The 25,865-nt window shown below is 64.6% G+C and carries 25 protein-coding genes; 5 read left to right on the top strand and 20 right to left on the bottom strand.

The features are described from left to right. The 4 genes from Q0R16_RS00445 to Q0R16_RS00430 form a co-directional block, all read right to left on the bottom strand. On the bottom strand, positions 1–546 hold a 546-nt coding region (locus tag Q0R16_RS00445), incomplete at its 3' end, for a ribonucleotide-diphosphate reductase subunit beta (RefSeq protein ID WP_295630686.1). A 332-nt stretch (positions 547–878) separates the two neighbouring features. After that, positions 879–1,256, bottom strand: a complete 378-nt coding sequence (locus tag Q0R16_RS00440) for a PepSY domain-containing protein (protein WP_295630684.1) — start codon at positions 1,254–1,256, stop codon at positions 879–881. Between the two features lie 19 nt (positions 1,257–1,275). Continuing rightward, complete coding sequence (locus Q0R16_RS00435) at positions 1,276–3,183, bottom strand: ribonucleoside-diphosphate reductase subunit alpha (RefSeq protein ID WP_295630694.1); 1,908 nt, start codon at positions 3,181–3,183, stop codon at positions 1,276–1,278. A 744-nt stretch (positions 3,184–3,927) separates the two neighbouring features. Beyond that, complete coding sequence (locus tag Q0R16_RS00430; protein ID WP_295630682.1) at positions 3,928–4,809, bottom strand: alpha/beta fold hydrolase; 882 nt, start codon at positions 4,807–4,809, stop codon at positions 3,928–3,930. Positions 4,810–4,982: 173 nt separating this feature from the next. Here Q0R16_RS00430 and Q0R16_RS00425 point away from each other — a divergent pair, with 173 nt between their 5' ends. From Q0R16_RS00425 to Q0R16_RS00415, 3 genes are all read left to right on the top strand, one after another. Further along, complete coding sequence (locus tag Q0R16_RS00425) at positions 4,983–5,603, top strand: GNAT family N-acetyltransferase (protein ID WP_295630680.1); 621 nt, start codon at positions 4,983–4,985, stop codon at positions 5,601–5,603. 242 nt (positions 5,604–5,845) lie between these two features. Beyond that, positions 5,846–6,988, top strand: a complete 1,143-nt coding sequence (locus tag Q0R16_RS00420; protein ID WP_295630678.1) for an ATP-binding protein — start codon at positions 5,846–5,848, stop codon at positions 6,986–6,988. Beyond that, positions 6,985–7,341 carry a response regulator gene (locus Q0R16_RS00415; RefSeq protein ID WP_295630676.1) on the top strand — a complete coding sequence of 119 codons (357 nt, stop codon included), beginning with the start codon at positions 6,985–6,987 and terminating at the stop codon, positions 7,339–7,341. Before Q0R16_RS00420 ends, Q0R16_RS00415 begins: the two co-directional genes overlap by 4 nt. 210 nt (positions 7,342–7,551) lie before the next feature. Here the strand turns inward: Q0R16_RS00415 and hemN are convergent, their stop codons facing one another. From hemN to ccoN, 10 genes are read right to left on the bottom strand one after another with little or no spacing between them, the layout of a single operon-like run. Continuing rightward, positions 7,552–8,865, bottom strand: coding sequence for an oxygen-independent coproporphyrinogen III oxidase (gene hemN, locus Q0R16_RS00410; protein ID WP_295630692.1), 1,314 nt, complete (start codon positions 8,863–8,865; stop codon positions 7,552–7,554). 60 nt (positions 8,866–8,925) lie between these two features. After that, positions 8,926–9,168: a hypothetical protein gene (locus Q0R16_RS00405; RefSeq protein ID WP_295630674.1), complete on the bottom strand. Its 243-nt coding sequence runs from the start codon at positions 9,166–9,168 to the stop codon at positions 8,926–8,928. Further along, a complete protein-coding gene (gene ccoS, locus Q0R16_RS00400) occupies positions 9,165–9,329 on the bottom strand; it encodes a cbb3-type cytochrome oxidase assembly protein CcoS (protein WP_295630672.1) in 165 nt (54 codons plus the stop codon). Before ccoS ends, Q0R16_RS00405 begins: the two co-directional genes overlap by 4 nt. Then, positions 9,326–11,467, bottom strand: coding sequence for a heavy metal translocating P-type ATPase (locus Q0R16_RS00395; RefSeq protein ID WP_295630670.1), 2,142 nt, complete (start codon positions 11,465–11,467; stop codon positions 9,326–9,328). The genes ccoS and Q0R16_RS00395 overlap by 4 nt, the downstream gene beginning before the upstream one ends. Next, a complete protein-coding gene (locus tag Q0R16_RS00390) occupies positions 11,464–11,931 on the bottom strand; it encodes a FixH family protein (protein ID WP_295630668.1) in 468 nt (155 codons plus the stop codon). The genes Q0R16_RS00395 and Q0R16_RS00390 overlap by 4 nt, the downstream gene beginning before the upstream one ends. Next, positions 11,928–13,394, bottom strand: coding sequence for a cytochrome c oxidase accessory protein CcoG (gene ccoG, locus Q0R16_RS00385; protein WP_295630666.1), 1,467 nt, complete (start codon positions 13,392–13,394; stop codon positions 11,928–11,930). The genes Q0R16_RS00390 and ccoG overlap by 4 nt, the downstream gene beginning before the upstream one ends. A gap of 7 nt (positions 13,395–13,401) precedes the next feature. Further along, positions 13,402–14,316 (bottom strand): cytochrome-c oxidase, cbb3-type subunit III, encoded by a 915-nt coding sequence (ccoP, locus tag Q0R16_RS00380; protein WP_295630663.1) that lies wholly within the window; start codon positions 14,314–14,316, stop codon positions 13,402–13,404. Then, positions 14,309–14,482, bottom strand: coding sequence for a cbb3-type cytochrome c oxidase subunit 3 (locus Q0R16_RS00375; RefSeq protein ID WP_295630661.1), 174 nt, complete (start codon positions 14,480–14,482; stop codon positions 14,309–14,311). The genes ccoP and Q0R16_RS00375 overlap by 8 nt, the downstream gene beginning before the upstream one ends. Beyond that, a complete protein-coding gene (gene ccoO / locus Q0R16_RS00370) occupies positions 14,479–15,234 on the bottom strand; it encodes a cytochrome-c oxidase, cbb3-type subunit II (protein ID WP_295630659.1) in 756 nt (251 codons plus the stop codon). The genes Q0R16_RS00375 and ccoO overlap by 4 nt, the downstream gene beginning before the upstream one ends. A 13-nt stretch (positions 15,235–15,247) precedes the next feature. After that, positions 15,248–16,909: a cytochrome-c oxidase, cbb3-type subunit I gene (ccoN, locus tag Q0R16_RS00365; protein WP_295630656.1), complete on the bottom strand. Its 1,662-nt coding sequence runs from the start codon at positions 16,907–16,909 to the stop codon at positions 15,248–15,250. A gap of 252 nt (positions 16,910–17,161) precedes the next feature. Here ccoN and Q0R16_RS00360 point away from each other — a divergent pair, with 252 nt between their 5' ends. Further along, on the top strand, positions 17,162–17,881 hold the full coding sequence (locus Q0R16_RS00360; protein WP_295630653.1) for an OmpW family outer membrane protein: 720 nt from the start codon (positions 17,162–17,164) through the stop codon (positions 17,879–17,881). A gap of 41 nt (positions 17,882–17,922) precedes the next feature. Here the strand turns inward: Q0R16_RS00360 and Q0R16_RS00355 are convergent, their stop codons facing one another. The 6 genes from Q0R16_RS00355 to Q0R16_RS00330 form a co-directional block, all read right to left on the bottom strand. After that, positions 17,923–18,177: a hypothetical protein gene (locus Q0R16_RS00355; protein WP_295630649.1), complete on the bottom strand. Its 255-nt coding sequence runs from the start codon at positions 18,175–18,177 to the stop codon at positions 17,923–17,925. Further along, entirely contained in the window at positions 18,152–21,424 is a 3,273-nt protein-coding gene (locus Q0R16_RS00350; protein WP_295630646.1) for a TonB-dependent receptor, read from the bottom strand. Before Q0R16_RS00350 ends, Q0R16_RS00355 begins: the two co-directional genes overlap by 26 nt. Positions 21,425–21,680: 256 nt before the next feature. Next, positions 21,681–22,403, bottom strand: a complete 723-nt coding sequence (locus tag Q0R16_RS00345) for a Crp/Fnr family transcriptional regulator (RefSeq protein WP_295630642.1) — start codon at positions 22,401–22,403, stop codon at positions 21,681–21,683. A 55-nt stretch (positions 22,404–22,458) separates the two neighbouring features. Further along, positions 22,459–23,856, bottom strand: a complete 1,398-nt coding sequence (locus tag Q0R16_RS00340) for an MATE family efflux transporter (RefSeq protein ID WP_295630690.1) — start codon at positions 23,854–23,856, stop codon at positions 22,459–22,461. Between the two features lie 93 nt (positions 23,857–23,949). Further along, positions 23,950–24,519: a DUF177 domain-containing protein gene (locus Q0R16_RS00335; protein WP_295630639.1), complete on the bottom strand. Its 570-nt coding sequence runs from the start codon at positions 24,517–24,519 to the stop codon at positions 23,950–23,952. Beyond that, positions 24,516–25,046 (bottom strand): ubiquinol-cytochrome C chaperone family protein, encoded by a 531-nt coding sequence (locus Q0R16_RS00330; RefSeq protein WP_295630635.1) that lies wholly within the window; start codon positions 25,044–25,046, stop codon positions 24,516–24,518. The genes Q0R16_RS00335 and Q0R16_RS00330 overlap by 4 nt, the downstream gene beginning before the upstream one ends. Positions 25,047–25,322: 276 nt before the next feature. Here Q0R16_RS00330 and Q0R16_RS00325 point away from each other — a divergent pair, with 276 nt between their 5' ends. After that, positions 25,323–25,826 (top strand): outer membrane protein assembly factor BamE, encoded by a 504-nt coding sequence (locus Q0R16_RS00325; protein ID WP_295630632.1) that lies wholly within the window; start codon positions 25,323–25,325, stop codon positions 25,824–25,826. Positions 25,827–25,865: the final 39 nt, after the last annotated feature.

Raw genomic sequence — 25,865 nt, 5'->3', positions numbered from 1 at the left:
GCCCATGCCCTTCATCTTGTTGAAGCGCGGGAAGTTCATCAGCATGGCGAAGCTGGCGAACAGTTGCAGCCCTTCGGTGAACCCGCCGAACATGGCCAGCGTGCGCGCGATGTCCTCGTCCGAATCGACGGTGAAGTTCTTGAGGTAATCGTGCTTGTCGCGCATTTCCTGGTATTCCAGGAACATGCCGTATTCGCTTTCGGGCATGCCGATGGTGTCGAGCAAGTGCGAATACGCGGCGATGTGCACCGTCTCCATGTTGGAGAAGGCGGCCAGCATCATCTTGACCTCGGTGGGCTTGAACACGCGGCCGTACTTGTCGTGGTAGCAATCCTGCACCTCGATGTCGGCCTGGGTGAAGAAGCGGAAGATCTGCGTGAGCAGGTTGCGTTCGTGCTCGCTGATCTTCTGCGCCCAATCGCGGCAATCTTCGCCGAGCGGCACTTCTTCGGGCATCCAGTGGATCTGCTGCTGGCGCTTCCAGAACTCGTAGGCCCAGGGGTATTCGAACGGCTTGTAAGTCTTGCGGGCTTCGAGAAGCGACATCGGGATTGTCCTGTCAGCGGTGAGCGGTTGAAGGCGGGGTAAGCGGTTTCAGGCGAAATTTACGATAGGGACCAAGGGGCGGTGGAACGCGCAAGGCCCTGGCGGGTTGAACATCCATGCGGCCTGGCCCTGGTCCCCCCATGGCGCCCTGGCCGCTAGGCGTAAGCCGTCCCGCTCCCTTCGGGACAAGGCCCGTTCCGCGTTGCCATGAACTTGGTGACGCGTGTTCCGAGGTCGGGAGCAGCCCCGTCGTCCCCTCCGGCGACGGGGCGCTCTTCGTGGGCGTTTCAGCAGGGTTGCAAGGCGGTTGCATGGGCCGTTTCATGGGCGGATCAGCCCCAGAACCAGCCGGGCTTGACGCCGCGTGCGCTGCGGTTGCGCCACATCTGAATATACATCCACAGCCCCGAAAAGCTGAAGAAGATCATCACAATGCCCGACACGATCGAGATCGCGGTGCCGACGGGCCCGAATTCCTCGCCCGAATGAAGGTGGTGGAGATAACCGACCCACGCGCGCGCGCCGTCGGGCGCCGGCTTGGGCCGGCAGATCATGGTGGCGGGGCAAGCGAACCCGGCGGGCACCGCGGCGGCGGCCGGACGTTCACTTTCCGCGACGATGTCGGCGAATTGGCTCATGACCCCGGTCACCGCGATCCACAAAAGGAACACGCCGAACAGGACCGACAGCCAACGGTGATATTTGCGCATCAGACCGCTCGGGCGAAAGTTACTGGCACGCCAGGCACTCGTCGTAATCGGTGGTCGGCAGTTCATAGACCGCAGGCTCGGCGGTGTTGTCCGCCTCTACGCCACCGGCGAACCCGGCGCGCTGGACCGACTTGCTCCGCAGGTAATACAACGACTTGATGCCCTTTTCCCACGCCTGGAAGTGCAGCATCATCAGGTCCCACTTGTCGACGTCTGCGGGGATGTAGAGGTTCAGGCTTTGCGCTTGGTCGATATAAGGCGTGCGATCGGCAGCGAATTCGAGCAGCCAGCGCTGGTCGATCTCGAAGCTGGTCTTGAACACGGCTTTCTCCTCGGGGCTGAGGAAATCGAGGTGCTGGATCGATCCGCCGCGTTCGAGGATCGTGTTCCACACGTTGGTCGAATCCTTCGACTTGGCCTGCAACAGCTTTTCCAGATAAGGGTTCTTGACCACGAAGCTGCCCGACAGCGTCTTGTGCGTGTAGATATTGGCCGGGATCGGTTCGATGCACGCGCTGGTGCCGCCGCAGATGATGCTGATCGACGCGGTGGGCGCAATCGCCATCTTGCACGAAAAGCGCTGCATCACGCCCATGTCGGCCGCATCGGGGCAGGGGCCGCGTTCCTGCGCGAGCATCAGGCTGGCTTCGTCTGCGCGTTCGGCAATGTGGCGGAACATCTTGAGGTTCCACGCTTTTGCCATCGCGGTTTCGAAGCCGATGCCCTTCTTCTGCAGGAACGAGTGGAAGCCCATCACCCCCATGCCGACCGAACGTTCGCGCGCGGCCGAGTACTTGGCGCGGGCCATTTCATCGGGTGCGCGGTCGATGTAGTCCTGCAGCACGTTGTCGAGGAAGTGCAGCACGTCCTCGATGAACGTGCGATCGCCCTGCCACTCGTCCCAGGTTTCCAGGTTGAGCGACGACAGGCAGCACACCGCGGTGCGATCGTTGCCGAGATGGTCGCGGCCGGTGGGGAGCGTGATTTCCGAACACAGGTTCGAGGTCGAGACCTTGAGGCCGAGATCGCGATGATGCTTGGGCATCATGCGGTTCACGGTGTCGGAGAACACGATGTAGGGTTCGCCCGTGGCCAGCCGGGTTTCGACCAGCTTCTGGAACAGGCTGCGCGCGTCGACCGTGGCGCGGATCGAGCCGTCCTTGGGGCTGCGCAAGTGATGCTCGGTGCCGTCGCGCACGGCTTCCATGAACGCGTCGGTCAGCAGCACGCCGTGGTGGAGGTTGAGCGCCTTGCGGTTGAAATCGCCCGAGGGCTTGCGGATTTCGAGGAATTCCTCGATCTCGGGATGGCTGACGTCGAGGTAGCACGCCGCCGACCCGCGCCGCAGCGAACCTTGCGAAATCGCCAGCGTCAGGCTGTCCATCACGCGCACGAACGGGATGATCCCGCTGGTCTTGCCGTTGAGCCCGACCGGCTCACCGATGCCGCGCACGTTGCCCCAATAAGTGCCGATGCCGCCGCCACGGCTGGCGAGCCAGACGTTCTCGTTCCAGGTGCGAACGATGCCTTCGAGGCTGTCATCGACCGAGTTGAGGTAGCACGAAATCGGCAAGCCCCGCCCGGTGCCGCCGTTCGAAAGCACCGGCGTTGCAGGCATGAACCACAGCTTCGAGATGTAGTCGTACAGCCGTTGCGCATGCGCTTCGTTGTCTGAATAGGCATCGGCCACGCGCGCGAACAGGTCCTGATACGTCTCGCCCGGCAGCAGGTAGCGATCGTCGAGCGTGTCCTTGCCGAACAGCGTCAGCAGCGCATCGCGCGACGCGTCGGTGACGATCGTGAACCGCCGCGCGTTGATGGCCTTCGAATCGGACGCCGAAGCCGGGTTGGCCGCGACCGCAGCCACGTTCGCGGTCATGGTTCCGATCAGCGCAGCGGTGCCGACATCCTTGGAATCCATCGTCATTGCCGAAGTCTCCTGGGCCGAAGTCTCCTGGGCCGAAGCCTCCTGAGCCAGGATGACGTCTCCAGCCGGGCTGTCGAGCACCATTTCGTCCTGCATGCCCGCGCCGTCACCGGTCCTGAAATCCATTTGCATAACCCGCTTCTTTCATTTCATCCCGCAGTCGGCAGGCCACACTGGACATGCCGACCGTAACGCCCGGATCCGAGCCACATCGGCCCGTTGTTCCGCTTCTGTTCGAATCGGCGGGGGCCGATCATACCATGAACATCGCCGTCATGCGCGCAGCACGCATTTCGGCGTCGCACCGTCCAACCCTTCCGCCAGACGCGCGTTCCTGCGTGCAAGATTGTACCCTGCATCGCACGTTCGTAACAAGGTTTTGAGGTCCCCCGGCGACCCGACCACTACCTATTGTGCCTGAACCCGAGTCGGACACAAGAGGGTAAATGCCACATTGACAGCGCAGTTCGTCGCACTTGCGATTCGTTTCGTCGCGCGGCAGTTTATGTTGCAGTGCAGCGACGCGTGGACCTTGCCCACATTGTTACGAGCGCAAGTCAGAAAATGGGGTCTGTAAAATTTATTTCCAGTGTGGATCGATGTTGTGGACAAGCTTCGCGGCAAGCACTGGCGGGGAGTGAATTTGTGGAGAAGGTGCTGGGTGGAATCTGCCCTTATGGGTGCCTCCGGCCACAAGGGTGGGGCCTTGCCCGCCGGAAGGCCCCTTTCCCTGACCCGTACCTCCTACCCTTTGGCCACCCCCGCAATTGCATCGGCAATCCGGTCCACCAGTTCCATCGGCAAGTCGTGTCCCATCCCGGGTATCGTCAGCAGCGTGGAGCCCGGGATCGCCGCGGCGGTGTCCTTACCGCCCTCGACCGGCACCAGCGGATCGTCCTCGCCATGGATCACCAGCGTCGGCGCGGTGACGGTCTTGAGCCGTTCGCGCCGATCGCCGTCGGCCATGATCGCGGCCATCTGGCGGGCGGCGCCGGTGGGGTGGAAGCTTCGGTTGAAGTCGCGTTCGATGCGTGTCCGCAGGCGGTCTTCGGGTGCGGGATAGCCGGGGCTGCCGATGGCGCTTGAGATGCGCAGGCCGAGCGCCAGCACATCGGTGAGTTCGGCGGTGGTCGGCCGTTCCATCAGCGCGGCCATGGCTTCGGGCCTCGCGGGGGGCAGCATGGGGTTGCCGGTGGTCGACATGATCGAGGTGAGCGATGCCACGCGCTCAGGATGGTGGATCGCGACGAGTTGCGCGATCATGCCACCCATCGATGCGCCGACCACGTGAGCCTTGTCGATGCCCAGTGCGGTGAGCAACGCGGCAGCGTCATCGGCCATATCGGCAAGCGTGTAGGGCAACGCTGGGGGTTTGCCGCTCATCAGTGCCATCATCATGGCTGGCAGGTCGGGCACGGCCGCGTGAGTGAACTTGGTGGAGAGCCCGATGTCGCGATTGTCGTAGCGGATCACATGGAAACCGCGCGCCACCAGCGCTTCGACCAGTTCGATCGGCCACAGCGTCAGTTGCGCGCCTAGCCCCATGATCAGCAGCAGCGGCGGGGCGGCGGGATCGCCGTAGGCTTCGTACTCGAGCGTGACGCCGTTGGCTGCTATCTGGGGCATGCAGGTCCTCTCCATTTCCCGACTTTTGGGCGAACCCGTCGGTTGACCGCGCCTGTCTCCGGCTTATTCACATCGCTGTCAACGGACGCTGTCAACGGACGGTGGCAACGGACGGTGGCAACGACCGGTGGCAACGACCGGCGGCAACGGCCAATGGCAACCGGAGGCGATCGATGATGGAAGGACGCAAGGCACCGCCCGAAGTGGTCGTGGGCACGCCCGCTGACGCGCCGGCGATGGAGCGCACGCTGGCGGCCGCGTTCATCGACGACCCGGCGTTGTCGTGGATCATTCCCGACCGCCAGGAACGACTGCGGCGTTATCCCCGCTTCTTCGCGCAGGCGGTGCGGCACGATCTGGCGCATGGGTTCGCGCTGCGCTCCGCGGACGGCCAGGGCGTCACGCTGTGGCGCCATCCGGGCGATGCCAAATCGGGGCTGGGCGAGACGCTCGCCTCGGTGCCGGGCTACCTTGGTGCGCTGGGACGGCGGCTGCCGCGCGCGCTGCTGGTCAGCGAGACGATCGGCGCGCATTTCCCGCGCGGGTTGCGGTTCCTGTACCTGCATTACGCCGGGGTTGCGCCCGAGCATCAGGGGCGGGGTCTTGCCGGTGCAGCGATCCGCGCCGGGCAGGCGCGCGCGGCCATCGAGGGACTGCCGGTTCATCTGGAAACCGCGACCGAGACAAACGTGGGCATTTACCTCAGGCTCGGCTTCGAGGTGACCGCTGAATACGATGTACCGCGTGGCGGCCCGCATTTCTGGTCGATGCTGTGGAAGCCTGACCAGGGCTAAAACCCAATCTGACCGAGCGCGTGATCTGATTGGGTTTGAACCCTGGTGATCTCCCTTATCCCGGACGTGCCCATTGGTGCACCCGTGCCCGTTATACCGCGGACTCGCGATTTGTGCCGGAACGCAGGCAACACCAGCGCGTTCTGGCCCAGGTTATGGGGATGGTGCCAAGCCGTTGCGCCGGCGGGAAATTTGGCTAACAAGCCAATTGGCCTGGGCGGGCGGGGCGCTGGGGGAATGCGATGTTCAATTGGTTCCAGAACTTCCTGGCGATCCGAGGTTACGCGCCGCATGGCTATTGCCTGCTGTGGCAGCCCGAACTGATCTGGACTCATGTCGTGTCGGACGCGGTGATTGCGGCGGCCTACTTTTCGATCCCTTTCGTCCTGCTGCGGCTGGTCAGGTTGCGCCAGGATATCGAATTCGGCTGGATGCTGGGCCTGTTCGCCACTTTCATCCTCGCTTGCGGGACAACCCACCTGCTCAGCATCGCGACGATGTGGATACCGGCTTATGGCTGGGAGGCGCTGGTCAAGGCGGTGACGGCGGTGGCTTCGATCGCAACTGCGCTGCTGCTGGTGCCGCTGCTGCCCAAGCTGGTCGCGATCCCGTCGCCCAGCGCGCTGCGGCAGGCGAACGAAGCGCTGGTGCGCGAAGCGCGCGAGCGCGAAAAGACCGCAGAGATGCTGCGGCAGGCACAGAAAATGGAAGCCATCGGCCAGCTTACCGGCGGCATCGCGCATGATTTCAACAACCTGCTCGGCATCGTGATCGGCAACCTCGATCGCAGCCGGCGCAAGGGCAGCGGCACGCCCGAGGGCCGGTTGGCGCTCGACAACGCGATCGAGGGCGCCGAGCGTGCGGCCCGCCTCACCGACCAGTTGCTGGCCTTTGCGCGCAAGCAACCGCTGCGCCCCGAACCGACCGGCATCAACGACATCGTCACCGGCATGGCCGCGCTGCTGCGCCAGACCGCGGGACCGCTCGTGCAGACCGAAATTGACTTGCAACCGGGCATTCCCGCGGTCATCGTTGATCGCAACCTGATGGAAAACGCGATCCTGAACCTGACGATCAACGCGCGCGATGCGATGGCGCAGGGCGGCGTGCTGACGATCAAGACCAGCTACCTCGCCCCCACCGACGAAGTGAAGCTGTGCGTCAGCGATACCGGCGCCGGCATGGCGCCCGACGTGTTGCAGCGCGCCACCGAACCGTTCTTCACCACCAAGGCGGTCGGCCACGGATCGGGGCTTGGGCTCAGCCAGGTCGTCGGCACGATCGAACAGCATGGCGGGCGGGTCGAGATCGAATCGCGGCCCGGCGAAGGCACCACGATCCACATGTTCCTGCCGGCTTCGCAGGCAGGCGGAACGGCGACATGACCGCGCTCAGGATCCTGCTGGCCGAAGACGAACCCTTGCTGCGCGAACTGACTTCTGAGGATCTGCGCGATGCCGGCCACACGGTCGCCTGCGCTGAAGACGGCGACGTGGCGCTGCAAGTGCTCGAGCAGGAATTCTTCGAGGTTCTGCTCACCGATATCCGCATGCCGGGCAATCTCGATGGCTGGGAACTGGCGCGCACCGCGCGCGCGCGCTGGCCCGAAATCAAGGTCGTCTATCTCAGCGGTTATTCGCCCGATGTGCAGCAACCCGTCCCCGGCGGCCGCTTCCTCAAGAAGCCCTGCCGGCTGGAAGACCTGCTGCGCGTGCTCGACGAACTGGCCGCAGCCTGACGTGCGCTGTGGTCCGGCAGCACCCCAGGCACGAAATTGCCGGCCGTGGTTAACCGGACATTAGCGATTGGCCACGTAGTCATGACGCAACGGGACCGCCGATCGAGACGGCTTCGGGGGTGCTACGGCTTGGCCGAATGAAGCAATGCTTCGCTACGACCGATGCCGAGCACTTCACCCGAACCGGCCGGGGTCGTCCTTGGACCCCAATCACACCGCCGAACTGAACCTTCTGGTTGAACCCACGCGGTTTGCATCGAACAGGGCAGCGATGGCGCGCGCGTACGGCAGCGCATCGTCGGCAATCCGCAACACGCCATCGATCAAGGTCGCCAGCCCGCGTGACACGAACGGGGCCAGCCGGTCGGTCACTTGCGCTGCCAGGTCGGTGTCGATCGCCGCGCGACCCTGACACAACAGCGTCTGGATCACCGCGCCGCGCCGCTGATCGTCCACGCTCCGCGCCACGCCGAGCGCGCCGGACAGGCCGTAACCGCTGACCATCGCGCGATATTTGCCGGCGTTCTTTTCGTTCTGCACGATCACGTGCGGAAAGGCGCTGATCGCCGAGGCGCCCAGCCCGACCAGCACAGGCGCCGGATCGTCGGTGAAGCCCTGGAAATTGCGATGCAGCCGCCCCTGTTGCGCGGCCATTGCCAGCGGATCACCCGGCCGGGCGAAGTGATCGAACCCGATCGCGTGATAACCGGCGCGGGTGAGCAGCAAATGGCCGCGCGCGGCCATCGCAAAGCGATCCTTCACATCCGGAAGCCGGCTTGCGTCGATCCGCCGCTGGCGCGGGATCATCTGGGGCACATGAGCATAGCCGAACAGCGCCACGCGATCGGCGCCCAGTTCGATCGAGCGGGTGAGCGTGGCCTCCAGATCGTCCCAGGTCTGGCCGGGCAGACCGTACATCAGGTCGAAGTTGAGCGAGCGAACGCCGTTGGCGCGGAGCAAGTCGGTGGCGTGCGCGATCACCGGTTCGGGCTGCACGCGGCCGATCGCGGCCTGCAAGTGCGGCGCCAGCGTCTGCACGCCCAGGCTGGCGTGGCTGAACCCGATCGAACCGAGCACCTGCGCAAAGTCGCGCGTGAGTTCGCGCGGATCGATCTCGACCGACCACACCGGGTTGTCGAGCGGCAGGTGCAATGTCAGCGCATCGGCCAACCGTACGAGGTCGGTGGGGGCAAGTGCGTTGGGACTGCCCCCGCCGAACGCCACGCGCGTGACACGCACGCCCGGGCGCAACCGCGCGCCGACTTGTGCGATCTCGCGGTGCAGCGCATCGAGATAATGGTCGAGCCGTTGGCGGCGGTTGGCGGCGCTGGTGTTGCAGCCGCAATACCAGCAGATTGAAGTGCAGAACGGGATGTGGAGATAGATCGAAACATCCCCGCTCAGCTTGCGCAATGCGTGGTCCAGATCGGCGTTTCCAATGTCGGACGTGAACTCGGCGGCGGTGGGGTAGCTGGTGTAGCGCGGCACGGGCACGGCGAGCAGATCGGGGTGATAAGTCCACATGGCGCGATATTTGGCGTTCAATCCGGACCCGTCATTGCGCAGGATCAATCGGGCGCAGGATCAACCGGGCGCAGGATCAACTTGCAGTTTCCCTGAACGCTTGCGCGATCCGTGGCAGCCCTTGGCGCAGCACCCTGCCATGTCTCCACCGGAAATTGGCGCAAGACCAAGCGGGATCGACACCACTCCATCCGCCACTCCGCCGTCGCACAGCGGCAACGCCAGCGTGCTCGCGTGCGCCGGTGCGGCATTGAGCGCGGCCGGAATCAACGCGATCAGCCCGAACAAGGTGCGAAGGATCATGCCGGCAAGTCCCCTGGCCTGTCGTCGTCGTCGATCAGGATGCGTGCGGCGGCCCCGTCCAGATCGGTGAACTGCCCGCGCCGCAGCGCCCAGGTGAACGCGGCAAGGCCCAGCAACCCCATGCCCAGCGCGATCGGGATCAGTATGGCCAGCCCGGTCATTTTGCCGCTCCCGCCAGCCGCAGCGAATTGCCGACCACGATCAGCGACGACAGCGACATCGCCAATGCCGCGATCAGCGGCGTGACCAGCCCGGCCATCGCCAGCGGCACGGCCAGTGCGTTGTAGCCGATGGCCAGCACGAAGTTCTGCCGCACCACGCGCATGGTGGTACGCGCGGCGCGCACCGCGATCGGCACCGCGATCAGCGATTCGCCGGTGAACACCAGGTCGGCCGCCTGCCGGCCGACGTCGCTGGCGCTGCCCGGCGCGATCGAGGCATCGGCGGCGGCGAGCGCGGGGCCATCATTGAGCCCGTCGCCCACCATCAGCACGCGGTGGCCCTGGCCTTGCAACGCGGCAATGGCTGCCAGCTTGTCGGCCGGGCTGGCTCCGCCATTGCCGGAAAGCCCGGTCTCGGCAGCGGCGGTTGCTACGGCGGCGGGTGTATCGCCCGACAGGATCGTCGCGGGCACGCCCAGCGCGGCCAGCGCACGGCCCGCCTCGGCAGCCTGCGGGCGCAGCCGGTCGGCGAAGGCGATCAGGCGGGTCGGTTCACCTTCGATGCGCAGCGCGGTCATCATCCCGGCGCCGCTGTCAGGGCGCGCCAGCGATACCGCACGGCCGCGCGCCATGGCGCTCACGCCCTCGCCGGGCTGTTCCTGCACCTGATTGAGCACCGCCGCGCGCACGTCGCGCGCCGCCAGCGCCCGCGCCAACCCTTGCGACAGCGGATGGCGGCTGTGGCTGGCGAGCGCCAGCGCGATCTCCGCCGCGTCGCGGCTCAGCCCGTCGAGTGCCGCCGGATCGGGCACCGCGCGGCCGAGCGTGAGCGTGCCGGTCTTGTCGAGCAGCGCGCAATCGACGCGCGCCAGCCGTTCGAGCGCGGCGCCGTCCTTGACCATGATCCCGCGCCGCATCAGCGCGCCCGCCGCCACGACTTGCGCCACCGGCACCGCGAGCCCCAGCGCGCAAGGGCAGGTGATGATGAGCACCGCGATGCCGATCACCAGCGACTGGTGCAGCCCCGCACCCGCCACCATCCAGCCGGCAAAGCTCAGCGCGGCGAGGGTATGGACCGCCGGCGCATAAAGCCGCGACGCGCGATCGGCGATGCGCACGTAGGTGGATTTGCTTTGCCCCGCGGCCTCCATCAGCGCGGCGATGGCGGCCAGCGCTGTGCCTTCGCCCGCCGCCGTCACCCGCACTTCGACAGGACGTTCGAGATTGAGCGTGCCCGCCAGCACCGCGTCGCCGATGGCGGCAGGCACGGGCGCGCTCTCGCCGGTCAGCAGCGATTGGTCGAAGCGGGTGGCACCGATGACGATCACGCCATCGGCCGCCAGCCGCTCCCCCGCCGCCACGCGCATGACCAGGCCGGCGTCGAGCGCGCGCGCGGGCATCCAGGAAATCGTCCCGTCGGCGGCGACCACGGTGGCGCCCGGCGCGGCCTGGCGCAGCAGCGCCTCCACCCCGGCGCGAGCGCGGTCGCGCATCGCGGCATCGAGCGCGCGGCCGGCGAGCAGGAACAGCAGCAGCATCAGCGTGCCGTCGAACCATGCGTCGGCGCCATGCGTTAGCGTTTCGTAGACCGAGAGCGCGGTTGCGAGGCTGACCCCGATCGAGATCGGCACGTCCATGTTGGTGCGCCCGCGCCTGAGGGCACTCCACGCCGAGGTAAAGAAGGGCCGGCCGGCGATGATCACCGCAGGCACGCCGATCGCGGCGGAGAGCATGTGGAACAGGTCGCGCGTGGCGCCTTCCGCGCCCGACCAGACGCTGACCGAGAGGAGCATTACGTTCATTGCCGCGAACCCTGCCACTGCCAGCGGCAACAGCAGCGGGCGCACGGCAGACGGGGTCGGCGCGAGGCTATCGTCGCGCGGCTGGGCTTCGAACCCGGCGCTGGCGAGCGCGGCGACCAGCGCGGGCGGTTCGAGCCCGGGCGCGTGGGTTACGGTGACGGTGCGCGCGGTGAGGTTCGCGCGCGCGGCGTGGACTTCGGGCAGGCCGGCAAAGGCGCGCTCCACTTTGCCCATGCAGCCCGCGCAATGCATCGCGGGTACGGTCAGCACGCTGGCTTCCAGCAGGGTTTGGGCGGGCGGGTGCTTGGCGGCGAGCGGCGCGAATGGTGCGTTCATGGCACATCGCCCAACGCGTGCCAGGCGTGGCCGCGCGCATCGGCCTTGAGCCAGACGCGCCAGCGGCCGGGCCCGAGTTCGGCGCGGTACGTGCCGGGCGCGATCTCGGCGAGCACAAGGTCCTGCGGCGGTTTTGCGCCGAGCGGATGCTCCACGTGTACGGCCACGCGCGCGTGATCGAGCGGGGCGCCGGCCGAATCGACCAGCCGGGCTTCGAGCGACTGGTTCGGCGCACGCGCCAGTTCGACCTTCCAGCCCAACGCGCGATCGGCGGCGCTGTCATCGAGCCACGCGTTGAAGTGCTGGCTGGCGACATAGCTATTGTCGACCACGGTGCCGCCGAAAGTTGCCAGCGCCAGCTTGGCCATCGTCACGTTGACCACGATCACTACCGCGAAGAAGCCGGCGATGACCATCGCGGCGTGGCGTCCTGTGAATTTGCGTGGCGCGCGTTGTGCAGTCATGGTGCGGTCTCCGGGGTGAGGAAGCGGGTGGTCGCGCGGCGCGGTGCGGCTTTTTCGGTCGGCGAGGTCAGCGTGAAGGCGAAGTCTCCCGCCGTGGTGCCGTGCGGGGCGGTGACGTAGAGCCGCAGCGGCAGCGTGGCGTCGGCGGGCAGGGTGACCGGCAGCGAGCGCACCGCCGCGGTGCTGTCCATCGCATCGGTGTAGAACTTCGCGCCGGGCAGGCCTTCGATCGCCAGCGTCATCGCGCGCGGGCGGTCTTCCATGTTCTCGAGCCGGGCGGTCAGGCCGTTGCGAATCTGGCCGTTGCTTTCCATCACGAAGGCGGGGTTGCGATCGTGCGCGAGGCTGAGGCCGACGCGGGTGCGGGTGCCGAGTGCGAACAGCAAGGCCACGCCGATCGCGCCCCAGACGCCGAAGTAGATCAGCGTACGCGGGTGGCGCAGCGTTTTCAGGATCGGCACCGGGGCGGCGCCCTGCTGCTCCAACGCGGCGTTTTCGAGCGTGGTGTATTCGATCAGCCCGCGCGGGCGGCCGATGTCGATCATCACCCGGTCGCAGGCGTCGATGCACAGTGCGCAAGTGATGCAGCCGATCTGCGGGCCTTCGCGAATGTCGATCCCGGTCGGGCAGACCGCGGTGCAGAGGCCGCAGTCGATGCAGTCGCCGACCGTGCCAAGGGCTTTCTCAGCCGCCTTCACACTGCCGCGCGGTTCGCCGCGCCAAAACTTGTAGGTGACCAGCAGGCTTTTTTCATCGAGCATCGCCGACTGGATGCGCGGCCAGGGGCACATGTAGATGCACACCTGCTCGCGCATGAACGCACCCAGCCACAGCGTGGTGAAGGTGAGGACAGCGGTGCAGGCGTAAGCGACGGGCGCGGCGGTGCCGGTCCAGAATTCGCGTTGCAGCGTCGGTGCATCGGCGAAGTAGAAGATCCATGCGCCGCCGGTGACGAAGGCGATGGCGAGGTAGATCGTCCACTTGAAGCCGCGTTTGGCCATTTTGGAAGCGGTCCACGGCGCGGCATCGAGCTTCATCTGGGCATTGCGATCGCCGTCGATCAGCCGATCGACGTGCTGGTAGAGGTCGGTCCACACGGTCTGCGGGCAGGCATAGCCGCACCAGGCGCGGCCCACCGCACTCGTCACCAGGAACAGCCCGATTCCCGCCATGATCAGCAACCCGGCAACGAAGTAGAACTCCTGCGGCCAGATTTCGATCTGGAACATGTAGAAGCGCCGGTGCGCCAGGTCGATCAACACCGCCTGGTGCGGTGCGTAAGGCCCGCGATCCCACCTGATCCACGGCGTGATCCAGTAGATCGCCAGGCACAAGCCCATCACCGCCCACTTGAACCGCCGGAACGGCCCGTCGATCTTCCTCGGGAAGACTGGCTTGCGCCGTTCGTAGAACGACTTCGGAGGCGGCCTGGTGTCAGTGGGGATGGCCTTGTGCATGGTCATGGCCGGATCACTTGGCCGCCGGAGCAACAGGGGCCGGAGCCGGGGCTGCCGCCTTCTCGCCGCCACCCAGCGAATGGACATAGACCGCCAACATCTTCACCGTCACCGGATCGAGCTGCGCGCCCCAGTTGGGCATCTGGCCGTAGTGCGCGTTGGTCACGGTTTCGGTCAGGCTGGCGCGGTCGCCGCCGTAGAGCCAGATCGAGTCGCTCAGGTTGGGGGCGCCCAGCGTGCGATTGCCCTTGCCGTCGGGGCCGTGGCACACCGCGCAATTGGCGGTGAACAGCGTGGCGCCGCGCGCCGAAGCCGCATCGGGCGCGTCCTGCTTGCTGATGCTGCGGACGTAGGAGACCACGTCCTGCACTTCGGCCGGCTTGAGGATGCCGGTGCTGCCGAAGGCGGGCATCTGGCTCATGCGCGATGCGGTGTCTGCCGATTGGCGAACGCCGTGAGCGATCGTGGCGTGGATGGCGTCGACGTCGCCGCCCCACAGCCAGTCATCGTCGTTGAGGTTGGGATAGCCCTTTCCGCCCGCGGCACCCGCGCCGTGGCAGGTGGTGCAGTGGATGCGGAATGCGGCCTTGCCGCCCTCGATCGCCTCGTGGCGAAGATGGGCATCGCCGTCGATCGCATCGAGCGGAGTGGCCAGCAGCGCGGCTTTGATCGTTGCGTGCTTGGCCTGTTCAGCGCGCATTTCGGTGGTGAGCGTGCCGCGGCTGGTCCAGCCCCACAGCCCCGCAGTGGCGCCGTGGACCATCGGGATCGCGGGATAGACCACCACGTAGCCGATCGAGAACACGATGCAGGCGTAGAAGGTCAGCAGCCACCAGCGCGGCAGCGGGGTATCGAGCTCCTCGATCCCGTCCCATTCGTGGCCGACGGTCGAAGTGCCGGTCGGCTCGTCGATGCGCTTCTCAGACATCGTCCTGTCCTTCCTCGAAAATGCTGGTTGCCGCTTCTTCGTAGTGGCCGCGTGCGCCGGGGCGGAACGGCCACAGAATCAGCACGAGGAACACCCCGGTCATCGCCAGCAGGCCCCAGCTATCGGCTATCTGCCGCAGCAGGTCGTAAGTTTCGGTCTGTGTCACCGGCCCTTCTCCTTGCTCAGCGTTTCGTTGGCAGCCGCCGCGTTGACGTCGACCATCGTGCCCAGCACCTGGAGGTAGGCGACCAGCGCATCCATCTCGGTCAGCTTCGCCGGATCGCCGTCGAAGTCGCGCACTTGCGCGGTCGGGTAGCGCTTGCGGAAGTCCGCGGCGCCGGGCGCATCGGGGTTGGCTTGCGCGGCCATGTCGTCATTGGCTGCGGCGATCTGGTCCTTCCTGTAAGGCACGCCCACGTCGTAAAGCGTGGCAAGTTCGGCGCGCATGTCGCCCTGGTTCAGCTCATGCTTCGCGAGGAACCCATAGGGAGGCATGATCGATTCGGGCACGAGGCTGCGCGGATCGGTCAGGTGCTGGACGTGCCAGGCATCCGAATAACGACCGCCCACGCGCGCCAGATCGGGCCCGGTGCGCTCCGATCCCCACTGGAACGGATGGTCGTACATCGATTCTGCGGCCAGGCTGTAGTGGCCGTAGCGTTCGACCTCGTCGCGGAACGGGCGGATCATCTGGCTGTGGCACAAGTAGCAGCCCTCGCGCACATAGATGTCGCGGCCGGCCTGTTCGAGCGGGGTGTAGGGGCGGACGCCCTTGACCTTCTCGATCGTGTTGTCGATCCAGAACAGCGGCGCGATCTCGACGATCCCGCCCACGATCACCACCACGAAGGCGAGCACCGCGAGCAGCGTGATGTTGCGCTCGATCGTGCGGTGGCGTTCAGCAAATGAAGTTGCCATGGTTCGGTTTCCTTCAATGCGCGATGAGGGTGGCGGGAAGCAGCGGACGATCCTTCGCCGGATCGAAGGCCGGCTGGCCAAGCGGAGTTTCCTCGCGGCTGTGGCCCAGGATCGTGCGCCAGATGTTGATCGTCATGATCACCGCACCGCTCAGGTACAGCAGGCCACCGACCACGCGCAGTGCGTACATCGGGTGGATCGCGGCGACCGCGTCGGCGAACGAGTAGACCAGGTAGCCATCGGCGCCGTATTCGCGCCACATCAGCCCCTGGGTCAGCCCGGCCACCCACATCGAGGCGGCGTAGAACACGATGCCGATCGTCGCGGTCCAGAAGTGCCAGTTGACCATGCGCAGCGAGTACAGCCGTTCACGGTTCCACAGCCGCGGCGTCAGGTAATAGAGCGCCGAGAAGGTGATCATGCCGTTCCAGCCCAGCGCGCCCGAGTGGACATGGCCGATGGTCCAGTTGGTGTAGTGCGACAGCGCGTTGACGCTCTTCACGCTCATCAGCGGGCCTTCGAACGTGCTCATCCCGTAGAAGGCGAGCGCGGCCACCATCAGGCGGATGATCGGATCGGTGCGGATCTTGTCCCACGCGCCGTTGAGCGTCATCAGCCCGTTGATCATGCCGCCCCAGCTCGGCATCCACAGCATCACGCTGAACACCATGCCCAGCGTCTGCGCCCAGTCGGGCAGCGCGGTGTAGTGGAGGTGGTGCGGTCCGGCCCAGATGTAGAGGAAGATCAGCGCCCAGAAGTGGATGATCGACAGGCGATAGCTGTAAACCGGGCGTTCGGCCTGCTTGGGCACGAAGTAGTACATCATGCCCAGGAACCCGGCAGTGAGGAAGAAGCCCACCGCGTTGTGTCCGTACCACCACTGGATCAGCGCACCCTGCACCCCCGCGTAGGCCGAGAAGCTGCGCGACCCCAGCCAGCTCACCGGCAGGCTGACGTTGTTGACGAGGTGAAGCATCGCCACCGTCAGGATGAACGACAGGTAGAACCAGTTGGCCACGTAGATGTGCGGTTCGGAGCGCCTGGCCAGCGTGCCGACAAACACCGCGAGGTACGAAACCCATACCACCGTCAGCCAGATATCGACGTACCATTCGGGCTCGGCGTATTCCTTGCCTTGCGTGATGCCGAGCAGGTAGCCGGTGGCCGCCAGTACGATGAAAAGCTGGTAGCCCCAGAATACAAAACGGGCGAGGCCGGGGAAGGCCAGCCTCGCCCGGCAAGTGCGCTGGACCACGTAGAACGAGGTCGCGATCAGCGCATTGCCTCCGAAGGCGAAGATCACCGCGCTGGTGTGCAGCGGCCGCAATCGCCCGAAATTGCCGAATTCACCCATGTTGAGCAGCGGCCAGGCAAGCTGCGCTGCGATCAGTACGCCCACCAGGAAGCCGGCCATGCCCCAGAATACTGTGGCGATCACGCCCCAGCGGATCACGTCGTCGTCGTAGCGACCCTGATCGGCGGGCGCGCGCAGGATACCCCGGGCGATCGCATCGTAGTCTGGCTGGCGCAGCGTGAACCACAAGCCGAGGCACGCGGCCACGGCCACGATCCCCATCTGGATCGCAAACGGGGTATCGACCGCCCCCGCAACGGCAAGCAATGCAAGAACCAGCGCTGCGAACCACAGGCCCGCACGCGTCAAAACCGATTCCATGGAACCTTCCTCCCATAGGACAATGTGACGGCCGCTGTGGGCCGGGGAGGGGCCGGCAACATTGATGTCGATCAATTCGAGCAGTTGCAAAACGCGCACAAACGATTGCGGCGCAAAATTGCTCTGGATCAAACGTTTGCTTGCGCTTGGTCAATGTGCGGCGATGCAGCGTATCGCATTGGTCACCACGCGCCGGCGAAACATCCTGGGTCGACAAGGGGCGGACCGCTCGCGGCGATGGATGATAGAGTGATGACGAAATTCCCGTCCGCTACGGTAACAGCGATAGTCTCTGCCGTTCTGGCCTTGGCCGCGCTTGCGGCACCAGTCGCCGCGCATGCCGGGTCCGCCGATGGCAAATGGCAGATCAAGGTGCTCGGCACCGCGGTGTTGCCCGACGGCAAGATCAAGTCGGTGCTGGCGGTCAACACTGCCACAACGCTCGGCGCCACGATTGCCACGGTCGCCAACCCGCAGACGGTGGTGAGCGACAACGGCGTGCCCACGCTGGCGGTCGAATACTTCTTTTCGCCCACCGTCTCGGTCGAAACGATCTGCTGTGTCACCAAGCACCGCGTCAACGGCGTGGGCGCGCTGGGGGGCACCAACCTGATCAACGACGTCTACATCGTGCCGGCCACGGTAACGTTGAAGCTTCATGCGCAACTCGGCCCGATCAAGCCTTACGTGGGCGTGGGACCGTCGTTGTTCCTCCAGCTCCATTCCAAGCCGGGCGTGACATCGACCGCGCTGGGGATCACGCGCACCAAGCTGTCGAGCGATGTGGGCGTGGCGTTCCAGGCCGGCTGCGACATTCCTTTGGGCAAAAGCGGTTTCGGGCTCAGCCTCGATGCCAAGAAGTATCTGATGACCACCAACGCGCACTTCTATCAGGGCGCCACCGAAGCGCTGGCCACGCACCATACGCTCAACCCGCTGCTGTTGAGCGCCGGCGTCAGCTATCGTTTCTGAATTATGCGTGGGCCGCGCTAGGCAAAGCCGTGCGCTCGTGGCTAGCCAGCGAGCGCGGCAATGCGGTGCGCGATGGCCCGGATCGGCAGGCTTTCCCGGGTCGAGCCAATCGTGGCGGCGGATGACCTGCGGATGGGTTCGGCCGCTTTCTTGCGGTACCGTTCATTCGCAAGTTGTCGGGCGGGGAGCACGAGATGCGAGCCACGCAGAGAATACGCAATAAAGTAGGCGGAAGGATTGCTCCTCCCGCCCACAAAAATCGGCTTAACTTCAAAACTTGACTTCGACACCTGCATAGAAAAACCGGCCAACCGGACTAAAGGGATTGCCACCCTCGGTGCCCTGCAGATCGTACGGAGGCAACTTGTCGAACGCATTGTCGACGCCGATGTAGAAGTTGAAGTTCTTCTTGGCTGTGGTGATATCGACCCGGAAATCGTGGTAGGTGACCGGGCTGTAGTAGAGAAACGGGAAGGCATCCGGGTTTGTCGCCGGGCGTCCCTGGAATGGGTTCTGGGTATCGTAGTTGGCAGAAACCAGCTGCTTTCCGATATAGCGCATGCGATAGCCGAAGTTGAACGCGCCGTGGATGATGTTGGCTGACAACTGGCCCTGCCATTCCGGATCGCCGAGCACGCTCAACTGCCTTTGGGCAAATGTTGGGTCGGTCACGTCGGTAAAGTTGTTCCGAATGAACGTGTGAGTCACGATGCCGCGCAAGCTGATCGACGTACCGGCTGAAAAACTGTGGCGATACGAGACATCCGTGTCGATGCCGCTGGTGATCTGCTTGGCAAAGTTGAACGGACCCGAAATGAACGACGCGCCCGTCGGCGTGAGCGAAACTGTTGTGCCGCCATGGGAAACGTCGGACTGGCCCACAAACGTGCCGTTGGCATTGCGGTACACCGCCCCGCAGAAGGGGTTCGCGATCCCGCTTGGATTGTCATAGCACTGGTTGATGATGGTCTGCGCCGCGAGCGAGAATATGACGTTCTTCACCTCGATGCGATAATAATCCACCGACAATGCCAGGCGAGGAATGAAATGCGGCTGGAACACCGCACCCGCCGTCAAGCTGTTGCTGGTTTCTGCGTTCAACGCAGGGTTGCTGCCGTTGAACCCGGAAATGCCCGAGGCCGGACGGTTGGAGAACGGCTCGGTCGTGCCATTGAATGTCTGCGTAGTCGGCACGCCTGCCGCAGCACAATTTTTGACACGATTGGGGTTGTTGTTGATGTTTTGCTGGCCGCAAGGATCCACCAGACCATTGAGGAACGTCTGGCTTTGCGGTGCATAGAGATCCGACTGCGTCGGTGCCCTGACCGCCCGTGCATAGCCAACGCGGAATTTCACATCGCGGACAGGCGAATAAATTCCGTTGACGTTATAAGTGTAAACCGTGCCCGTCTTGCCGATGTTGTAATTGGAAACGCGCCCTGCACCGTCGATGGTCAGCTCGTGCGCGAATGGCATATCTTTGAGCAGCGGGATGCTGATTTCCCCGAATGCTTCCTTGACCACCAGCGCCGGGGGACGGAAGTCCGGGATGCTGTTGAGAAAGGTTCCGCCGGCGACGGTGAACGGGTCGTAAGCTGCAAAAGCGGTTTCGCGACGAATTTCCCCACCGATCACAAACGCGACAGGGCCGCCGGGCAGCTTGAAAAGATGCGACAAGTCGCCGGAAATGTACGCAGATCCATCATACAGATCGGCTTTTTGTGTGCGCTGTGAGGTATAGCCGAAGTAGGCGATAGCCGCCTTGGAGACCTGTCCGTCACCGAACAGGTTTACAGGTAAGCAAGACGGATCGTCGTTCGTGGTGCTTGCATCGGCGTTGATCCGGCAGACGATATTGCCAGCGGTGTTGCGGGTCGCATCGATCGAGTTGGCGTATCTGGCGCGGTTGATGTTCCCGGCTGTTTGGTAGAAAGTGTAAAGATGTCCATAGCTTGCTGAAGCATCATACTTCCAGCCATCGAAGAAGGTGCCCTTGACGCCGGCTACAGCCGAATAATTGTCCCGCCGGTGATCTTCACCACGTCCGCCAAAATCGATGTTGAAGCGCTGAGCGGTGAAGGTCGTGGCACCGGGTGCCAGCACCGATGTGAGGGTGCTACGCGCCTGTGTCGTCAAGAATGGGTTGTCGAGCCGGAACGTGTTGTTGAAGAACGTAGGTTGCCCTTCCTGATTTGCGTTCACTCGCACGAACTGCGCCGAAAAATAGGGGACAAGCGCGGGCGAAACCTCGAAATGGGTCATGAAGTTGAACGCTTTACGCGTGATGCCAGGCTCAAGGTACCCTGTCAGGCGCAAGGTCGATCCCCGGCCGCCGACGCAGTTGCTCGAACCGAAAGCGCGCAGGTCGATGATGCAGTTGTTGGGAGTCAGCGAACCATCGGGGTTGAATACGTAAGTCGTGCCGAACTGGCTGAGCGGGTTGGCGCTGCCGAAGTTGGCAAGGCCGGAGCAGGCCACCGCGCGCCGGTTGGCAAAGGCTGCTGCGCTTTCCCCCGTAGCGGCCGCCACCGGGCAGCTTGCGGTGAATAGACCACCTTCAGAGATGTTGTTGTTCTTCAAACCGGTCAGGAAGGTGGTGTCCGAAACCCCGTTGCCTGTCGAGGGCTCGACACCGTGTAACGGGCCTGCGTTGGGATTGAGGTTGGCTCCGGTGTTTTCGGTCGCGTTGAAGCCGCTGCGGCCACTGAACGCCCCCGTCTGGCCGTCGCGATCGGTGTTGGACAGAGTGTCCTGGCGCGTGAATTCTCCAGAGAACGAGAAGTTTCCGCGACCGTCTGCGAAATTGTGGCCGCCCGTGATGCTCGCGGCATAGGACCCGCGATCGCCGCGTGAACTGATACCGCTCTGTCCGCGGATACGAAGGCCTTCGAAGTTTTGCTTGAGAACGAAGTTGACGACACCGGCAACGGCGTCCGATCCATAGATTGCGGAGTTGCCGCCCGTGACGATGTCGATGCGGTCGAGAAGATTGCTGGGAATATTGTTGACGTCGGGACGGTTGATGCCCGGTGTCGACGTGATGATGCGTCGTCCATCGACCAGAACGAGTGTGCGGTTCGTGCCGAGTCCGCGCAGATCCAGCGCGTTGATGCCCGAACGACCAATCGCGTTCTGCGAACTCGCTTGCGTGATGGTCGACCGCAATTGAGGCAGTTGGTTGAGGTTGTCACCCAGCGAAACATTGCCGGTAGACAGAATATCCGGAACGGTAATGACGGTGATCGGGACAGCCGAATCAAGGTTGGCTCGATTGATGCGCGAACCGGTTACGACGATCGTTTGTTCGGCCTTCTCGCTTTCGGCGTCGGCGGCCTGCGGCTTGGCGGCCGCGGGCGTTTCCTGCGCGCTGGCCGGAGTGGCAATCAAAAGGCACGATGCCATCACCGCCAGCCCGGCGGTTGCCAGACTGGAAGAACCGGTAAGGCCGGACTTGAAGGAAATTGCCGCGAATGAACCCCCGTTCTGATCCGGCTGCCCCGGGAGTTTGGCGCCTGTCCGCTGCGCGAATGCCCCCGCGCGCAAACCAGCGATCTACAAGAACTAGGGTCGACGTTTGGCCTGCGGCAACGCCGATGGTTGCTTTTCAAACCACTTTCGGGGGCCATGTGGCATTGTTGTTACAGAATGTCATATCAGCGGATGGTGCGAAAAATCGAGTCTTTCGCTCAGACATCGGCGAGCTTTTAAAAAATGTCACATTCTAGCGGATTGACGTAAGAAACTTGCAAAATTGCCCGTTGGTGCAGGTTTCGATTGCCCTGGCCAAATCAGCTGCGGGTCAGTTGCCGGCTTCGGCCTCGAGCAACCGTCGATCGACGATCGCCACTTCACGCCGCGATGGCAAGTCGATCGCGCCTTCGGCCTTGAGCCGGGTGAACTGGCGGCTGACCGTTTCGATCGTCAGACCCAGCACATCGGCGATCTGCTGGCGCGAGAACGGCAACGTGAAGCGCCTGAGTCCACTTTCGGCGGCGGCGGTTTCGTCATCGAATGCGTGCGCGCAGGCAGGGATAACCAGCCGCTCGGACAATTCTAGCAGGAAGCTGGCCAGCCGCTCGCCCGCCGACTTGCGGCCGAGCAGCAGCATCCAGCGCCGCGTCCGATCGAGTTCGGCCAGCGTGCGTTCGAGCAGCTTGTGTTCCAACGCGGGGTGCGCGCGGGCGAAGGCGTCGAAATCGCTGCGCCCGAACAGGCACACGCGCGCATCGGTCAACGCGGTGACGCCGTGGAAGGTGGTCGGCCCGAACGGGCGGCCGATGAAATCGCTGGGATAGACCACGCCGACGATCTGTTCGCGCCCGTCCTCTGTGCCGGTCGACAGCTTGAGCACGCCTTCGATGACGTTGGCGACCAGGATCGAATCCTCGCCCTCCCACATCAGCGATTCGCCCGCCGACAAGTTGCGGCGACGGCCGATCTGGTTGAGCAACGCCAATTCGTCATGGTCCAGCGCGGCGCAGATCGCGCGGTTGCGGACAATGCAGGTATCGCAGGCGGCCATCGTAAGGCGCGCTACCAGACACGGAGGTCGGTCGCAAACCCCGCTGTTCCAAGCCTTACAACGAAGGCGACATTCGACCCGCTGGTTCGCCATCGGCGCAGGAATCCTCGGCCGCTTCGTCGGGATCGATGCCGTGCAAGGTGCGCCGCCAGCCGGGCATGCGGTAGGCCACGATCGCCAGCGAAGTGGCGATGATCGATCCTACCGGCATCGCCAGCCACAGCGCATCGGCCCCCAGATACGGCTGCGCGAGGTAGTAGAAGCCCAGTCGCCCTGGATACATCGCTATGCCCAGCACGATCAGCGGCGCGATCACCACGCCGCCAGCGCGCATCGTGCCGAACAGCACGATGGTGACGCCGAACAGCACGAAGCCCCAGCTTGCCATGAACTGGATGTGCCGGGCGAGCGGTACTGCCGGCGAATCGGGGCCGAGGAACAGCACCAGTGCCGGCTTGTCGAAGGCCAGCAGCAGGACCGTCAGCAATCCCGTCATTCCGACGTTGGCGATGATCCCGGCGCGGGTGATTTCGCTCAACCGCCTGGGCAGCCGGGCGCCGATCGCCTGCGCGGCCATTGCCGAAACCGCAGCCGAAATCGCCATCGCGGGCATCTGGAGATAGCCCCACAACTGCGCGGTGGCGCCGTAAGCCGCGGTGGCCAGCAGCCCTTCGCGGTTGACCAGGCTGATCAGGATGATCCCCGCTGCCGACAGGATGAACATCTGCGCGCCCATCGGCAGGCCCTTGCCGACGATATATTTCAGCTCGTCCGGGTGGGGGATCAGATAGCGCCACTCACGCCCGCGCAGCCGCAGCGGCAGGTCCTTGGCATAGACGTGGATCGCGGTGCCCATGAAACCGACGATGCCCGCCAGCGCGGTCGACAGTGCCGATCCGGCGATGCCCATTTGTGGAAATGGCCCCCAGCCGCGGATCAGCAGCGGGTTGAAAACGATGTCGATGCCCACGCTCAGCGCCATGAACAGCAGCGGCGTACGCGAATCGCCCGAACCGCGCAGGCCCATTGCCAGCATCACCGACAGCATCGAGAACGGCATCGCGATGAAGATCACCCGCAGATAGATCAGCGCCAGGCCATAGGCGTGCCCCGGCGTCGCCATTGCGCGCAGCAGTTGCGGCGCAAAGATATAGCCCGAGATCGCCACCACCATCGCCAGGATGAAGCAGAACCCCACCGCGCTGCCGAACGCGCGCCGAGCCGCATCGATATTGCCTGCGCCAAAGTTCTGCCCGACCTTGACCGTCGCGGCCATGCCGAACCCGAACACGCTGGCGAACACCAGGAACATCACGATATTGGCGTTGGCGGTTGCGGCCAGCGCGTCCTCGCCGATCAGTCGCCCGACCCACACCGCGTTGACCGAACCGTTCAGCGACTGGAGCACGTTGGACAGCAGCGTGGGCAGCGAGAACATCACCAGCGTGCGCATCACCGGGCCGCTGGTCAGGTCGGTTCGCGCGCGAGAGGCGGGGCCGCCGCGCGGGCGTTCGGGCTGGGGCTTGCTGGTGGCTGAATCCATGCTTCAGGCGTCTTTCTGCGGCGTGTCGCGCTTCAGTGCTGCCAGCGCGGCGAACGGCCCGCTCGGCTCGGGCGCATCGAGCTTGAAAGCACGACGCACGCGATCTGCATCGGGTCCGGTCGCGAATGGATCGATCGCCAGAGCCAGGCTTTGCGCCAGCGCCTCGCCCAGATCGAACGCGCTACCTTCGTAGGGTATTTCATCGAGCGCATCGGCATCGAGTTCGATTTCGTCCTCCTCCACCGCAACCGCCCGCGCGGGCACGAAGCGCAAGACCAGCGGCTCATCGATCGCCACCGCCAGATCCTCGCCCGAAATCGCGCAAGCCTGGACGATCTGCGCGATCAGCCGCCCGCTGGCGTTTACCGCCGCGCCATCGCGCGCGCAGACGACTTCGCCGCGCATGGTCTCGATCCGCACGATATCGAACCGCGCCGCCAGGCCCGCGCGTTCGTCGGCATCGGGCTCCAACACCAGCGGTTTGTCCGGCAGTTGGCGGATATCGAACATCCGCGAGAATTCCGGGGCCGAAAGCCCGGATTTTGCAGGATCGAAAGGCGGCAAGCTGTTCACCGCGCGATCCGGCCCGCCAGCAATGCTTCGGCATCGGTGGCATCGATGTCGCGCACCAACCCGCGCAGCAGCGCCACCGCCGCCGCCGGGTCACCGCCTTCGACCAGCGTGATGTTGCGCTCGATCGCCCCGGCCAGCGCAGCGTCGCCCAGCGCGTGATCGTCCATGGCCAGCGCATCGCGCAATGCGCCGATCCTCCCGCCGAGCGTGCTCATCAGCTTGGCAATATGCTTGCCCACCATCAGGTCGCCCACTCCGCCCTGACGCAATTGCCCGTCCATGTCGGTCACGAACAGTTCGGTCAGCCGCGTCGACGCCACGTGGAGCGCGTCCTCGCGCTCCATCCGCAGCAGCACCGCAGACAGCACGATCGAGATCGCATCAAAGCGGCCAGGCACGGTATCGGCAACTTGGCCGTCTTGATACCACACCTTTTCGCGCGAGATTTCGACCACGCGGTGCCACAGCGGACGCAAATCGGCGGCATCGTCGCGGCGTGATCGGGTGAGCCGGGAAAGGAACGACATCGCCATGATCCTTGTTGAGGACGCGCCTTGTTCAGCGCGGATTAAATCGACCGCCTCAATGGCTGTGCAAGCCCATGATAACAGCTTTGCCCGATCCCGCGAGGGGCGCAGGTTGGCTGGCATTGCGAAGCGCGGGTTACACCCCTAAGGGTGGCGACGATATAGGGTCGGCTCGGCGGAAGGCAATCTTCCGGCCTACCGGCTTTGGGGCAACCGGCTTTCTGGCCGGCATTCTGGCCATTGCTGCCAACACGAACGATGCGAGCGGAGTTCCAGATGCGTGAAGTCAAGCCAGCGGCAATAATGCTCAAGGTTGCAGCAGCAGGAGCCTTGGTGCTGCTCGCCTCAGGCTGCGCCAGCATCCGCGATCACCGCGGCTATATCGTCGATAGCGCGCTGGTCGATTCGGTCCAGCCGGGGATCGACAACAAGCAATCGGTCGAAAAGACGCTCGGCCGCCCCACCTTCATCAGCCAGTTCGGCACGCCCACCTGGTACTATCTGTCGATCCTGACCAAGCAGGCGCCCTTCGGCCGTCCGCGCGCCAAACAGGAACTGCAGCTCAAGATCAGCTTCGACGCCGCCGGCCGCGTGACCAAGGTCGATCGCGCCGGGATGGAACAAGTCGCCAGCATCTCGCCCGACAGCCACAAGACCCCCACGCTCGGCCGCAACCGCGGCTTCTTCGAAGATCTGTTCGGCAACATCGGCGCGGTCGGCGCGGTGCCGGGTGGCGGGTCGACCGGGCCGAAGCCGGGTTCGGGTCCGAACGGAAGCTGATCCGCGCTTGAACGCTGCCATGCGCGCCCCATATCGACC

This window comes from Novosphingobium sp. (genome assembly GCF_025351285.1).
Lineage (GTDB): Bacteria > Pseudomonadota > Alphaproteobacteria > Sphingomonadales > Sphingomonadaceae > Novosphingobium.
Note: the sequence above shows the minus strand (reverse complement) of the source record. Positions and strands in the feature narration are given on the sequence as shown.